Origin of the sequence: Clostridium fessum (genome assembly GCF_003024715.1) — a bacterium.
Classification (GTDB): Bacteria; Bacillota; Clostridia; order Lachnospirales; family Lachnospiraceae; genus Otoolea; species Otoolea fessa.
In genome coordinates this window covers 227622-241252 of the sequence record NZ_PYLO01000002.1, presented here as the reverse complement: position 1 = coordinate 241252, position 13631 = coordinate 227622, and the positions used below count along the sequence as shown (strand labels likewise).

Below are 13631 nucleotides of genomic sequence, written 5' to 3'. Positions count from 1 at the left end.
GCGGTGTGTGTGAGGCTGTCTCCCCTGTTTTTAATGAGTGCATTTCAGCGACGATTCAATAAACCGTGAAATCATATTCCACTCATAGCTCTGTTTCAGCCACGCAAATTTGATCGGGTACCGCGCTTCTTCCCCGAGCGTAAAGACATGGAGTGTATCCAGCTGTTCCTTGCTGAGAATAGAAAATGCGAGGTTTTTTGGGCTGATGCAGGCACCTTTTCCCATCGCGCAGAGGGCAAGCAGGGTAGCGATGTTGTCAGAGCAGGCATGAACCGAGGGGACGAAGTTGTCTGTCGCGAGGATATTCCGCCCGATGCGTCCGACTAGATCATGTTCACGGTTTAGGAGAAACGGACATGGAGCCAGAAGGGAGTAGCGGTGATGGCGGCTGACTTCCTGGATAATGGCTTCGGTCTGTTTGCCGTAAATGTTCTGCAGCAGGGCAGTGGAGACGATGAGAACCATCTCTTCCTCATAGAAATCCCGCAGAATGATGCCGGGAATGCGAACTGAAAAATTGGCGATCGCCAGATCAATTGTGCCGTCCAGCAGGTATTTTTGCAGCACATCGTTGGAAGATTCGACGAGTTCCACATCCACGCCGGGATATTCCTTTTGAAAGGCGGCGATCAGCTCCGGCATGATGGCGTGTCCGCGCGTGAATGCGATGCCGATCCGCAGTTTTCCTGTCTGGTTATTTAAAATATCGCCAAATTCGTGAAGCATACAGTCATATTTTGTATTAAATTCCGTTGCATAGCGCAGAAATACCTCCCCCGCATAGGTAAGCTCCAGCGGGATGTGACGGATTAGGAGCGGACATCCAAGCTCCCGCTCGATTCCGGCGATATGGGCGCTTAATGTCTGCTGGGTAATATGCAGCGCATCGGCGGCCCTAGTGAAGCTGCGGTTTTTCGCAACCGCGGCAAAATATTCCATTGATTGAAAATTCATATTCGAATGACTCCTCTTTTCCCAAAACTTTCATCTTAAGTTTCTAAAAAGCATCTGACTATAAAAGTGGCCCTTCTAACTCAAACACCGTCCGCTGCAGCTGCGCGATCAGCAGGCTGGCAGCTGGGGACGCTTTTTTTGCTGACGGAATCCGGACACCGAGCACGCGCTCCATCGGCGGATTGAGCGGCAGCCGGACAACATTTTTAGAAATATCACGGACAACCAGCTCCGGCAGGATGCAGACGCCCAGGTTGTGGCTGACCATCGCCAGCATGGAGTAGGTGTTCTGCGAGGTAAACGACGGCTTTGGCGGTGTGATGCCGAGCTGCTGGAACTGGCGCAGCAGGTCATTTTCACCTTTTTCTTCTATATAAGAAACCTTGGGGAGATCCTTTAAGTCAAAGCGCTCATATTCAGCATAAGGGGAATCGTTCGCGCAGACAGCCAGGTAGGGTTCTTTTTTCAGGGGAAGCCAGTCCATCTTTCCGTCCGGGTGGGGGCCGACGATGCCAAAATCGATGGAGCTATTTTCCAGCCATCCTTCAATCTCCTGTGAACACCCCTCCAGCACTTCAACGGTCATATCCGGGTAATCGGTAAGAAACTTTTTGAGGGCGGGCGGCAGCCATTGGACGGAAGCGCTTAAGTAAGCGCCGATCCGGATGTGCCCGGTCTGGACACCCCGGATGGAGGCAGCTGTCTGATCAAAATATTCCGCCGCCGCCAGCGTCCGCCGGATCGGGGAAAGCAGTGCCTCGCCGTTCCGCGTCAGGGCAAGTCCTCTCTGGGAACGCGAAAACAGGGAAAACCCGAGTTCTGTTTCAATATTTCGCAGCATATGGCTTGCCGCCGACTGCGTGTAACCGTTTTTCTGGGCGGCACGCGTCAGGTTATTTTCTTCTGCAATGGCTAAAAAAAGCCGCATATCTTTGAGATCCAAAAAATACTCCCTCCATTTTCGTAATAAGCGTTCGGTCTGATTCATAAAATGTACAGAGCTGACAGATACCAAAGGAGGATGAGAAGATTTGTAAGAATTATGTAGAATACGAATCTGATTCATACGGAATATCCGGGCGGATTACATGGGTGCGTGTGCGGCGGACATTCATTCCGATGGCTCTGCCAAGTGTCCCTAGTATATCATATTCGTGAAAGAAATGGGAGAAAAAGATAGAAATATGCCTACGATCTCAAATACAACATAAAAAATTCATCTAAATGAAACACACAAAAAGTTAAAAAATAAACAAATGGTAAACAAAATTCATGAAACTCCGAAAGAAAATGGACAAAATTCTGAACGGGAGTCTAACGGAAAATGGCGCAGTTGTAGACAAAATATCATGATATCTTGTGCATTTATACTAATTGACGCTCGAAAAAGTGCAATTTATTTCATGAAAAAAACAGAGGGATTCATGATTCTATGCTATATCATGAAAACTCTGCATAATAAATTCAAATAATTTTGTTGAACAAATTTCACTTTAGTGATATAATTTTTTCAAAAGCAAGAAGTTTTTTGAGCGAATTGAAAAACTTGCTTAGCCAGCGCGCGGCACTACATCAAATAAAGGGGGAACTTTATATGGAAGCAATTAACAACATCGTCAGTATGTTGAACGGACCCATTTGGGGCGTTGGAATGTTAGTTCTGATTGTTGGTAGTGGTTTATACTTTACAATCCGTCTCGGCTTTTTCCAGTTTGTTCATTTTAAAGATATGTGGAGCCGAATCATTGACAAGTCGGAGTCTGAATCCGGTATTTCTTCATTCGCATCCTTCTGTACAACCATGGCGATGCGTGTTGGTACCGGTAACGTAGCCGGTGTAGCCGTAGCTCTTTACATGGGCGGACCTGGCGCACTCTTCTGGATGATCATCGCTGGTATGACAAACTCTGCTGTTTGCTTTACTGAGTGTACATTATCCGTACTTTATAAGAACCGTATCGATGGTCAGTATCGAAGCGGCGGCGCTTACTGTGCTGAGAGAGGTCTTGGCTGGAAAGCTTATGGTACCTTCTATGCAGCATTCTTCGGACTGGGCGTTGTATTATTCATGCCGGCAGCAGCTACCTTTACAATCTGCGATGGATTTAAGAACGCTTTAGGTATTCCGATGTGGATTTCGGCTCTGGTTATCGCACTGGCTATGGCAGTTGTAGTTATGGGTGGTGTTAAACGAATCAGTTCTGTAGCATCTATGCTGGTTCCGCCGATGGTAGGCATTTACCTGATTGCAACCGTTGTTATCTTAATCGCAAACGCAGGTCAGATTCCGAGCGTTATCGCTCAGGTTGTATCCTGTGCATTTGGTTCCAAAGAAGCTCTTCTGGGCGGCGGCGTTGGTATCGCTATCCAGCAGGGTGTTAAACGAGGCACATTCTCATCTGCATCTGGTATGGGTGAGTCCATGCCGACCGCAGCAGCAGCAGAGACCAGCCACCCGATTAAACAGGGTATGGCAAATGCAGCTGGTGTTTGGCTGGATACCGTTATCGTATGTACCGCTTCTGGTCTGATGATGCTCTTAAGCGGATGCTACAATACACAGTTTGGTTACATCGGTGGTACCGGTGCAATGCACGATCAGATGGCTCAGTTAGCAGCAGATGGAACATATGGCGTTATTTTCGTTCAGAATGCTTGCAGCACCGTTATGGGAAGTATTGCTCCTCTGTTCATTGCTATCATGCTGGCTCTGTTCTCCTTTACATGCTTAATCAGCTACTATTATGAGGGCGAGACTTCGGTTCTTTACCTGTTCCAGGGCGATGATAAAGCAGCTACCCGTAAAGTGGTTATCAGAATTATGCAGATTGTTATGCCTATCCTTATCTTCATCTGGGGCAATATCGATTCCGGTCTGGCTTGGAATCTTTCCGACCTTGCACTTGGTGGATCTACATGGATCAACATGTTAGTTGTACTGCTTCTGTCTCCGAAGGTATTTGCACTGTACAAAGACTACGAAGAGCAGATGAAAGCAAAGAAAGACCCGTACTACAACCCGGATAAGCTTTGCTGGAAGGGCGTAGACGTTGAGATGTGGAAAGACATCAACAAAAAACGTATCGCAGAAGATAAATAATCGAATGTGAATCGTTACATATTATTAGATATAGAGCTTAACTCTTAGAGTCTAATATAAAAGGCAGTCCCTGTCGTGTGGCAGGGGCTGTTTTTTTGTTTCATAGGATGTTCCTATGAAACAAAACGCTCCGCTTCACGTGTACAAGTGCTAAAACTGTCCGCCATTGACGGAAACTGTCCTCCCAGTAAAGGCGGGCTGTTTGTTGGAAACAAAAAAAATGAGAAGAATTTGTGGTTGAACACAATTGAAAGAGGAAGGGGTGAATTGCTATAATAATCACATATCAATGAGCGAATCTGAAAATAAACACAAAAAAGAAGAAAATGCCATGAGATGTACGTCTCTTTGGCGGGATAAACCGAAAGGTTTCAGCAGTAAAGGAGGACCAAATGAAAAAAAGACGTGTTTTGAGTGTTGTATTGGCAGCGTCGATGTTTGCTATGCTTTTAACTGGATGTGGCGGTGGGAATCAAGGTAGTGCAGAAGGAAGCCAGGCGGCAGCAATCGGACAGGGGGTAGCGGAAGCGGAAAGCTGCATCAAGATTGGTGTGTCCGGTACACCGGATCTGGATCCGGCCATTGTAAATACTGGTTCTAGCTTAATTGCAGCGATCAATATTTATGATACACTGATATTCCCGTCAAATGAAGCGGATGAAGGCGTTATCCCGAGAGTGGCAGAAGATTGGACAATCAGTGAGGATGGTCTTACATATACTTTCAACCTGAAGAAAGGAATTAAATTCCATAATGGGGATGAATTAACAGCTTCGGATGTTGTGTATTCGATGGATCGTCTGTTAACGATTGGTGAGGGATATGCTTATATTTTTACAAGCTATGTTGAGCCGGGAACGACAGTAGCCGTCGATGATTATACAGTTGAGTTTCATCTGAAACAGGCATATGGACCATTTATTAACGCTCTGGTTCGTTTGTATATCCTGAATGAAGATGAAGTAAAGGCAAATACACAGTCAGCCGGAAATTACGGTGAGAATGGTGACTACGGAAGAACCTATCTCCTGACACATGATGCAGGTTCGGGTGCGTATAAAGCAGTTGAACTGGTACAGCAGGATTATTTCTATGCTGAGCAGAATCCGGATTGGTTTATGGGATGGGAGAATGAGAAAGCTCCGAAAGCTTTCAAACAGATGGCTATCACCGAAGCAACCACAGTTCGAACGATGATCAACAATAAAGAGATGGATATCACAGATACCTGGCAGAGTGTTGAGACATTGTCTGCATTAAGCAAGATAGATGGTATTTCGATTGCTAAATACAGCAATGGTCTGGAATATAATGTATACATGAACACACAGGCAGCTCCGATGGATGATATTAATTTCCGTCGTGCGATGAACTGCGTAATTGATTACGATACGATCCTTAATTCTATTTTCCCAGATTCCGTTAAGGCAATCGGTCCGGTTCCAGCAGGTGTTATGGGTCATGTAGATACAAAGGCTTTTAAATTTGATATTGAGCAGGCTAAGAAATACATCGCAGCATCTAAATATGCAAATGATTATGCAAACTATCCGATCGAAATTGTTGTTAACTCGGATGTATCTGACCTTGAAAAGATTGCACTGATGATGCAGTCAGCAGCAAAAGAAATTGGAGTGACAATTACAATTGCAAAAGCTCCGTGGGTTTCTCTGATTGATCAGATGGGTTCAGTAGAAACTTCTCCGCAGATTACAATTATCAACTCTGCTCCGCCGTTCGATGATGCAGGTATCTATTTACAGAGCCGTTATGGAGATGAGACAAAAGGAACCTGGGAGAATGGTGAGTGGTTAGCTGATTCAACCGTTAACGATATGATTGAAGATGCACTTGGAACTACAGATACGGATGAGCGTCTTGCAAAATACGCAGATATCCAGAACTATATTGTTGATGAAGTCTGTCCGAGCGCTTGGCTCTGTGACCTTTCAGAGAGATGTGCTTACCAGAGCTCTTATGTTACCTGGCCGTTTGTAGAGCAGGGTGGCGTTCCACAGTGTGTAAATGGTTATAGTCAGGTTTACTCTGAATTTGAGTATAATCTGGATCAAAAGTAAGATTTGTGAAAGGCTCTGCTGCAAAATAAAACATGTTTATAATCTAAATATATGATTTTGCAGCATCCTTTTTGCAGACAGTAAGAGGTGAAGCGTAGTGATTAAATACATAATAAAACGGCTATTGATGGGAATCCTGGTATTGTTTGGAACATCATTATTGATATTTACCATTGCCAGAGTTGTTCCCGGTGATGTAGCTACCATCGCTCTGGGAGCCAGAGCCACTGAGGCAGCAAAAGAAGCGCTTCGCATGGAGATGAATCTCTATGATCCGTTCCCGGTTCAATATGTAAAATGGCTCACTAGTGCAGTAACAGGAAATTTTGGAAACTCTTTTGTAACTAAGAGACCTGTAGCCATGGACGTGGCACAGTTTCTTCCAGCAACATTGGAATTGATTATCATGGCTGGTGTATTTATGGTAATCGGAACATTTATTCTTGGACTTCTGGCTGGTAAATACAAGAATACATGGGTAGATGGTTTGATTCGAGTTCTGTCTTATATCGGAGTAGCACTTCCGGCATTCGTAATCGGAATTCTGCTTTTGCTTCTGTTTGGATATAAATTACAGGCAATTCCGGTTTTGGGACGGTTAAGCACAACACTGGTAGCTCCGAAAACGGTAACTGGATTTTTTGTGCTGGATGCGTTGCTGGCAGGTGATTTCACAGTGGCCTGGGATGCATTTTTACACTTGCTTCTTCCGGCACTTGCACTTGCCGTACCGCCGATGGTTCAGGATGCCAGAATCCTTCGCTCTTCTCTGGTTGATAACTCAGCCAAAGAATATATGGCAGTTTCTACGGGACATGGACTTCCTCCGAACCTGTTGATCCGGAAGTATCTTCTGAAACCGTCAGCAACCTCGGCAATTACGACCATGGGTATGGATTTTGCGTCTTTGATGGGAAATGCATTCCTGGTAGAGCGTATTTTCAACTGGCCTGGTATTTCCAGATATGGAATTAATGCAATGTTGTTTAAGGATTTAAATGCTATATGTGCGGTTGTTTTGATTATCGGTATTACATTTTTTGTAGTGAATCTGGTGGTAGACCTGATTGTGGCTGCTCTGGATCCTAGAATGCGGAAGGGAGGAAGTAAGTAATGAGTACGCAAGGTGAAACAAAAGCGGCTCGTAAACCGCTTCTATCTCCATCCACAAGAGAGAATCTTCGAATTTATAAATACAAATTCAGTCGCAATAAACTGTCAGTATTTGGACTTGTGCTTGTATTACTTTCGTTTTTTTTCGCAATTTTTGCAGAAGTAATTGTTCCGCATCCGGAAAGCATCGGTAGTTTTGTTGACTACGCAAATGCCAGCCTTCCGCCTTGTAAGGACTACTTATTTGGAACTGATCAGATGGGACGTGACGTTTTTTCGCGAGTTATCTTCAGTTTCCGCGGTGCACTGATTATGAGTATCGTTGTTCTGGCTATTTCTGTTCCGGTAGGAACGGTACTTGGACTTTTGGCCGGATATTATCATGGAACTAAGATAGATGCAGTTATCATGAGAATCTCGGACGTATTCCTTTCTGTACCGTCTCTGATTCTGGCACTGTGTGTAGCTTCGATTCTGGAACCGAACATGATGAACTCCATGCTCGCAGTAACAATTATGTGGTGGCCGTGGTATACACGACTTGTATACAGCCAGGCATCATCTATTTCGGAAGAATACTTTGTTAAAAATGCAGAATTAATAGGAGCTTCCAAGGCGCACATTCTCTTTAGAGAAATTCTTCCTAATTGTTTGTCTCCTATTTTTACAAAAATGGCGCTGGATGTAGGCTGGGTTATTCTGATGGGAGCGTCCTTGAGTTTCGTTGGTCTGGGTGAACAGCCTCCTACACCGGCATTTGGACAGATGATTTCTGACGGTGCTGCATTAATGCCGGATATCTGGTGGCTGACAATATTCCCAGCTGCTGGTATTGCATTTATGATTTTAGGCTTTAACTTCCTGGGAGACGGTATCCGCGACATGTTTGATAAGGGAGGGCACTAAGGATGAGAGAAAACATTTTAAATATTGAAGACCTCTCTATTTGGTATCGTACCTATCGCGGTTATTCTAAAGTGGTTGATCATATCAATCTGCAGGTAGGAAAAGGAGAGAAAATAGGTCTGGTTGGTGAGTCTGGCTGTGGCAAGACAACAACAATGAAAACAGTAATGGGAGTTCTGGGAAAGGATTTAATCCATGTTCCAGATGGCAAGATAGATTTTGCAGGAAAAAATGTTCTGGAAATGAAGCAATCAGAACTTTTACAGTTACGACGAACCGGAATATCCATGATTTCTCAGTCCCCTATGTCAGCGTTGAATCCAGTATTTACAATTGGTCAGCAGCTGACAGATATTATCAAGTATTCCGGTCTTTATAAAAAGAATGATAAAAAAGCCATCACGGAGGCAGCACATCAGGCACTTACCAGTGTTATGTTGTCGGATCCGGATCGTATTATGGCAAGTTATCCACATCAGTTATCAGGAGGCATGAGGCAGCGCGTCTGTATTGCATCAGCGTTGGTTACACCGAAGGAACTCTTGATTGCGGATGAACCGTGTACAGCACTGGATGTTACAATTCAGGATCAGATTCATCATCTTTTACGAGTGCTTGTAGAAGAAAAGAAACGTTCATTGATTATGATTACTCATTCTCTTGGCGTGGCCAGAGAACTGGTAGACCGAATCTATATCATGTATGGTGGAAATATTGTGGAGACATGTCGGACAGAAGACTTGTTTAAATCGCCGTCTCATCCATATACGCAGGGACTTCTTTCCTGTGTACCGAGGCTTTCAGGCGGCGGATTATCAGCAGGAATTTACGGTTATGTACCAGATTATGTAAATCCTCCGGAAGGATGTCGATTTGCACCTAGATGTCCATACGCAACGGAAATATGTAAGAAAAAACGTCCGCCAGTAGTGGAGATTGAACCGGAACATAAAGTTGCCTGTTTCCGCTATGCAGATGGAAAAACGGAAAAGGAGGGGGCGGAGTAATGGGAAAAGAATTATTGATTGCAAAAGATTTAAAGCAGTATTTCCCCATTGGAAAGGATCGCTTTGTCCGTGCCGTTGACGGAGTTAATTTTTCCATCAATGAAGGAGAGGTTATGGGACTGGTAGGCGAGTCCGGTTCCGGAAAGAGTACGATTGCCTATACAGTTATGGGAATGTACCGTCAGACGGATGGAGAGATTATTTTTAACGGGCAGACCATTACGAATAAGACAAAGGGACGAAGCAAAGATTTTCGCCGGGATGCACAGATTGTATTTCAGGATCCGGGTTCATCCCTGAATCCGTATCAAGATGTTCGTCAGATTTTAAGTCTTCCTCTTCGTGTACACAATGTAGTTTCAAAAGACGGGATAGATGACAAAATTCGTGAAATTCTTCAGATGGTAGAATTGCCGCCGGATTTCATGTATAAGACGCCGAACTCCATCGGAGGCGGCGAGCGTCAGCTGGTATCGATTGCCAGAGCTCTTTGCAGCAATCCGAAATTTATTATTTTGGATGAGCCAACTTCTTCTCTGGATGTTTCTATTCAGGCGAAGATTCTGAATATGCTGATGAAGCTGAAGGAAGAGCAGAAGTTGACATATATGTTTATTACACATGATATGGGTGTTATGAGAAACGTATCCACAAAGATTGCTATTATGTACTTGGGCAAGATTTGTGAGATTGCTCCAACAAAAACATTCTATGAAGCACCAATGCACCCATATACACAGATGCTGCTTTCGGCGATTCCGGTTGTTACACCGGAAGAAGAAGCATTGAAACCAAAGAAAGTGAAGAGTGAAGGGGAAATTCCATCTCCTGTTAATATTCCAAGTGGTTGTAGTTTCCACACCAGATGTGCCTTTAAGCAGAAAATCTGTATGGAAGTGGATCCTGAAATGCAGGAAGTAGAACCTGGTCACTTTGTCCGATGCCATTTGTGTGGAAAATGTAAATAGTGATTCAGAGATTCCCGAATGCCGGGAATTAAGAATAAAAAAGACACATTGTCCCAAGAGACAATAGAATGGAGGGTGTTATGTTAGAATATGAAGTTCTCGATGCTTGTTTGAAGCTGCTTCGCGACATGTTCATGTTGAAACCTGGAGAGACAATTGCGATTACAACTGATACAATGTCCAGTGATGAGATTGTAGAAGCAACTGCACAAGCAGCAGTGATTCTCGGAGCTAAGCCACTTATCTTTAAGATCGCTGCACCGGAAGGCGCAAAAGCTGGCGATAAAGATATGCCGATGAAAGCACTGATTGATGGTATTAAAGCTTGTGATGCCTGGGTAGAATTCAACTATAAGCTGATCTTCTATTCCACCGTTTATGACAAGATTACAGAAGATCCGAACAATCGTCCGAGATATATGAATCAGAACGGTGTTCATCCGGAACTGTTGGTTCGCAACATTGGTAAAGTAGACAACATTCTTCTGAACAAGTTTATCCAGGGATTCTCGGATTACTGTGAGGCAGGACATCATATGCGCTTTACAACTCCGGCAGGAACGGATTTGGAGTGTGATAATGAACCGGGTCGTGATTATGTAACGGCGGATGGATTCGTTCGTAAGAATGATATTAAGATGTTCCCAGGTCAGATCAGCTGGTCTCCGAACTTTGAGAGTGTAAATGGCGTGCTTGTGGTTGATGGAACTCTTTCTCCGCCAATCGGAGCATTACAGGGACCGGTTAAGTTCTATATCGAGAAGGGCTATATCAAAAAAATTGAAGGTGGAAGAGATGCTGAAAACTTCCGTGCATGGCTGGAGAGCTTCGATGATCCGAATATGTTCCTGATGGCTCATAGTGGTCTTGGATTTGGACCGATGGCACAGCTTAACGGCGACATCGTAGAAGATGAGCGTGTATGGGGCTGTACAGAATGGGGTATCGGAAATGTTGGTCCGCAGCTGGTATCTGATATGGAAGGTGGAATTGCTGCAGCTTCTCATTCGGACGGTATTGCATTGAACTGCAGCCTCTGGATTGATGGTGTGCAGGTTCTTGATGAAGGTAAGGTGGTCGGCCCGACCGAAGAGTTTGTAGAGCTGGCAAGACAGCTTGGTCATTAATCAATAAGTAATAAATTACGGAGAGGTACACGATGGATGTTCAGAAATTGCAGAATCTGATTTCAGAAAAACGGGAACAGATGGTTGCAGATATGATAGAGATGAGTTCGATACCTGCTGTCAATCCGAAGATGGGAGGCACCGGCGAATATGCAAGAATGCAGTGGATCATGCGATGGTTCGATAAGCGCCAGATCCCCTATGAGGTATACGAGGTTCCGGACGAAAATGTCAAAGAAGGCGTGCGCCTCAACGTAGTTGTGACAATCCCCGGAACTAAGCTTACGGATCGTTCTCTGTGGTTTATCAGCCATGTGGACACCGTAGGTCCGGGAGATTTAAGTGCCTGGGATACGGATCCTTTTACTCCTACAGTAAAGGATGGAAGAATCTATGGACTTGGATGTGAAGATAACAGCCAGTCAGTGATTACTACCATGTATGCATGCGAGGCGTTGTTTGCCGAACATATCCAGATAGATAGGAATTTGTGCTTCTATTATGCGTCGGATGAAGAAACTGGAAGTGATTTTGGCATGAAGGCACTTCTTGATAAAGGACTCATTCAGCCGAAAGATGAGGCAATTGTTCCGGATGGGGGCAGCGCGGATGGCTCTTTTGTTGAAATTGCAGAAAAATCGCAGATTTGGCTTAAATTTACAATAAACGGAAAAACATCTCATGCAGCGATGCCACATCTGGGTATCAATGCATGTTATATAGGAATGAAATTTGGTGTTGAATTGGAGGATGCTCTTAAAACGAGATATGATAAAGAAGACACCATGTTCAATCCACCAATGTCGACCTTTGAGGTGACACAAAAATTTGCCAATGTGGAAAGTCCTAATGTCATGCCGGGAAAAGATGTATTTTGTATGGATTTAAGAATTTTACCGGATTATTCAGTGGATGAAGTGATGGAGTTTATCCAAGGACTTATGAAGCAATATGAGGCAAAATACCCGGGAATTAACATGAATGTGGAGTATCTGACCCGGGTGGTTGCACCGCCGCCTACCTCGCCGGAAAGTAAGGTAGTACGGAGCTTGATGGAGGCAATCTCGGAGACGGGAACAAAGGCCTACTGCGGTGGTATCGGAGGCGGCACCTGTGGCGCCATTCTCCGGGAAAAAAATATTCCTGCTGTAATCTGGTCTACACTGGATGATATGTGTCATACACCGAATGAATATGTGGTAATTGATAACTTGGTTCGTGATACAAAGATTTATCTGGCTGCGTTGGCTAGATACGAAGAGTAGGATAAGAAAACAATAAAATGATAGGAGGTACACATACATGTACGAATTAGAATTGACGAATGCGTGCTATAAGCTGCTTCATGATATGTTTGATTTGCAGCCCGGAGAATCCCTTGCTATTACGTGTGATACAGAGTCGAATATGGACGTTGTAAACGCAACAGCAAAAGCTGCTTTTGCGCTGGGGGCAAAACCGCTGGTCCTGAAAATGTCAACACCAAGAGACTGTGGAAAAGCCGGAGATATTGATATGCCGATTGAGCCGTTAGTGGCAGCTATCAAGGGATGTGATGCCTGGGTAGAGTATAACAATAAATGGATCTTCTATTCAACTGCATATGATAAGATTGTAGCGGATCCGGAAGATAGACCAAGATACATGAATCTGTGTGGAGTTAATCCGGAGCTGATGGTTCGTAATATCGGTAAAGTTGATAATAATCTTCTGACTAAATTTATCATGGCAATCTCTGATTTCTGTGAGGCTGGAAAACATTTTGTAATCACATCTCCAAATGGTATGCACCTGGAATGCGATAATGAGCCGGGTAGAGCTTATGTGACAGCAGATGGACATGTACGTAAGGGCGAAATTAAGATGTTCCCAGGACAGATTAGCTGGTCTCCGAACTTTGACAGCATCAATGGAACGATCGTGGTAGATGGTACTATCACACCGCCTCTGGGAGCTGTAAAGAATCCGATTACATTTACCATTGAAAAGGGTTATGTTACCAAGATTGAAGGCGAAGGAACGGATGCAAAGGCTTATGCAGAGTGGATGAAATCATTCAATGACAAACAGATTTATCTGGTTGCTCATGGAAGCTTTGGTTTTGGACCGAATGCAATGCTCAATGGAGATATCGTAGAAGATGAGCGAGTATGGGGATGTACAGAGTGGGGATTTGGTAATGTTGGTCCTCAGCTTGTTTCGGATATTCCGGGTGGTATCCCGGCAGCAACCCATTCTGATGGTATTTGCTTAAACTGCAGCGTATGGGTAGATGGTGTTCAGATTCTTGACGAAGGTAGAGTTGTTGGCCCTACTCCTGAAATTGTAGAAATGGCACATCAGTTAGGTCATTGATCAGGATAGAAAAATAGGCAAGG

Annotated in this window: 11 protein-coding genes; 9 read left to right on the top strand and 2 right to left on the bottom strand. The window is 44.3% G+C overall.

Annotated elements, in window-relative coordinates; genetic code table 11:
• Nucleotides 1-30: 30 nt before the first annotated feature.
• Entirely contained in the window at nucleotides 31-954 is a 924-nt protein-coding gene (locus C7U56_RS06140) for a LysR family transcriptional regulator (protein ID WP_107000611.1), read from the bottom strand.
• 58 nt (nucleotides 955-1012) lie between these two features.
• A complete protein-coding gene (locus tag C7U56_RS06135; protein ID WP_181357188.1) occupies nucleotides 1013-1897 on the bottom strand; it encodes a LysR family transcriptional regulator in 885 nt (294 codons plus the stop codon).
• A 651-nt stretch (nucleotides 1898-2548) separates the two neighbouring features.
• Here C7U56_RS06135 and C7U56_RS06130 point away from each other — a divergent pair.
• The 9 genes from C7U56_RS06130 to C7U56_RS06090 all read left to right on the top strand — a co-directional run bounded on the left by C7U56_RS06130 (nucleotide 2549) and on the right by C7U56_RS06090 (nucleotide 13608).
• Nucleotides 2549-4054, top strand: coding sequence for an alanine/glycine:cation symporter family protein (locus tag C7U56_RS06130; protein ID WP_107000609.1), 1506 nt, complete (start codon nucleotides 2549-2551; stop codon nucleotides 4052-4054).
• Between the two features lie 392 nt (nucleotides 4055-4446).
• Nucleotides 4447-6132, top strand: coding sequence for an ABC transporter substrate-binding protein (locus C7U56_RS06125; RefSeq protein ID WP_107000608.1), 1686 nt, complete (start codon nucleotides 4447-4449; stop codon nucleotides 6130-6132).
• Nucleotides 6133-6229: 97 nt separating this feature from the next.
• A complete protein-coding gene (locus tag C7U56_RS06120) occupies nucleotides 6230-7246 on the top strand; it encodes an ABC transporter permease (RefSeq protein ID WP_233430204.1) in 1017 nt (338 codons plus the stop codon).
• Nucleotides 7246-8151 carry an ABC transporter permease gene (locus C7U56_RS06115; protein WP_107000607.1) on the top strand — a complete coding sequence of 302 codons (906 nt, stop codon included), beginning with the start codon at nucleotides 7246-7248 and terminating at the stop codon, nucleotides 8149-8151. The genes C7U56_RS06120 and C7U56_RS06115 overlap by 1 nt, the downstream gene beginning before the upstream one ends.
• 2 nt (nucleotides 8152-8153) lie before the next feature.
• On the top strand, nucleotides 8154-9158 hold the full coding sequence (locus C7U56_RS06110) for an ABC transporter ATP-binding protein (protein ID WP_107000606.1): 1005 nt from the start codon (nucleotides 8154-8156) through the stop codon (nucleotides 9156-9158).
• A complete protein-coding gene (locus C7U56_RS06105) occupies nucleotides 9158-10126 on the top strand; it encodes an ABC transporter ATP-binding protein (RefSeq protein ID WP_107000605.1) in 969 nt (322 codons plus the stop codon). Before C7U56_RS06110 ends, C7U56_RS06105 begins: the two co-directional genes overlap by 1 nt.
• Nucleotides 10127-10206: 80 nt before the next feature.
• A complete protein-coding gene (locus tag C7U56_RS06100) occupies nucleotides 10207-11253 on the top strand; it encodes a 2,5-dihydroxypyridine 5,6-dioxygenase NicX family protein (protein WP_107000987.1) in 1047 nt (348 codons plus the stop codon).
• Nucleotides 11254-11285: 32 nt separating this feature from the next.
• Nucleotides 11286-12518 (top strand): M20 family metallo-hydrolase, encoded by a 1233-nt coding sequence (locus C7U56_RS06095; RefSeq protein WP_107000604.1) that lies wholly within the window; start codon nucleotides 11286-11288, stop codon nucleotides 12516-12518.
• A 37-nt stretch (nucleotides 12519-12555) separates the two neighbouring features.
• A complete protein-coding gene (locus C7U56_RS06090) occupies nucleotides 12556-13608 on the top strand; it encodes a 2,5-dihydroxypyridine 5,6-dioxygenase NicX family protein (protein WP_107000603.1) in 1053 nt (350 codons plus the stop codon).
• Nucleotides 13609-13631: the final 23 nt, after the last annotated feature.

Coding starts and splice junctions, on each gene's coding strand:
- C7U56_RS06140 (WP_107000611.1), bottom strand. CDS start 954: ATGAATTTTCAATCAATGGAATATTTTGCCGCGGTTGCGAAAAACCGC.
- C7U56_RS06130 (WP_107000609.1), top strand. CDS start 2,549: ATGGAAGCAATTAACAACATCGTCAGTATGTTGAACGGACCCATTTGG.
- C7U56_RS06125 (WP_107000608.1), top strand. CDS start 4,447: ATGAAAAAAAGACGTGTTTTGAGTGTTGTATTGGCAGCGTCGATGTTT.
- C7U56_RS06115 (WP_107000607.1), top strand. CDS start 7,246: ATGAGTACGCAAGGTGAAACAAAAGCGGCTCGTAAACCGCTTCTATCT.
- C7U56_RS06110 (WP_107000606.1), top strand. CDS start 8,154: ATGAGAGAAAACATTTTAAATATTGAAGACCTCTCTATTTGGTATCGT.
- C7U56_RS06105 (WP_107000605.1), top strand. CDS start 9,158: ATGGGAAAAGAATTATTGATTGCAAAAGATTTAAAGCAGTATTTCCCC.
- C7U56_RS06100 (WP_107000987.1), top strand. CDS start 10,207: ATGTTAGAATATGAAGTTCTCGATGCTTGTTTGAAGCTGCTTCGCGAC.
- C7U56_RS06095 (WP_107000604.1), top strand. CDS start 11,286: ATGGATGTTCAGAAATTGCAGAATCTGATTTCAGAAAAACGGGAACAG.
- C7U56_RS06090 (WP_107000603.1), top strand. CDS start 12,556: ATGTACGAATTAGAATTGACGAATGCGTGCTATAAGCTGCTTCATGAT.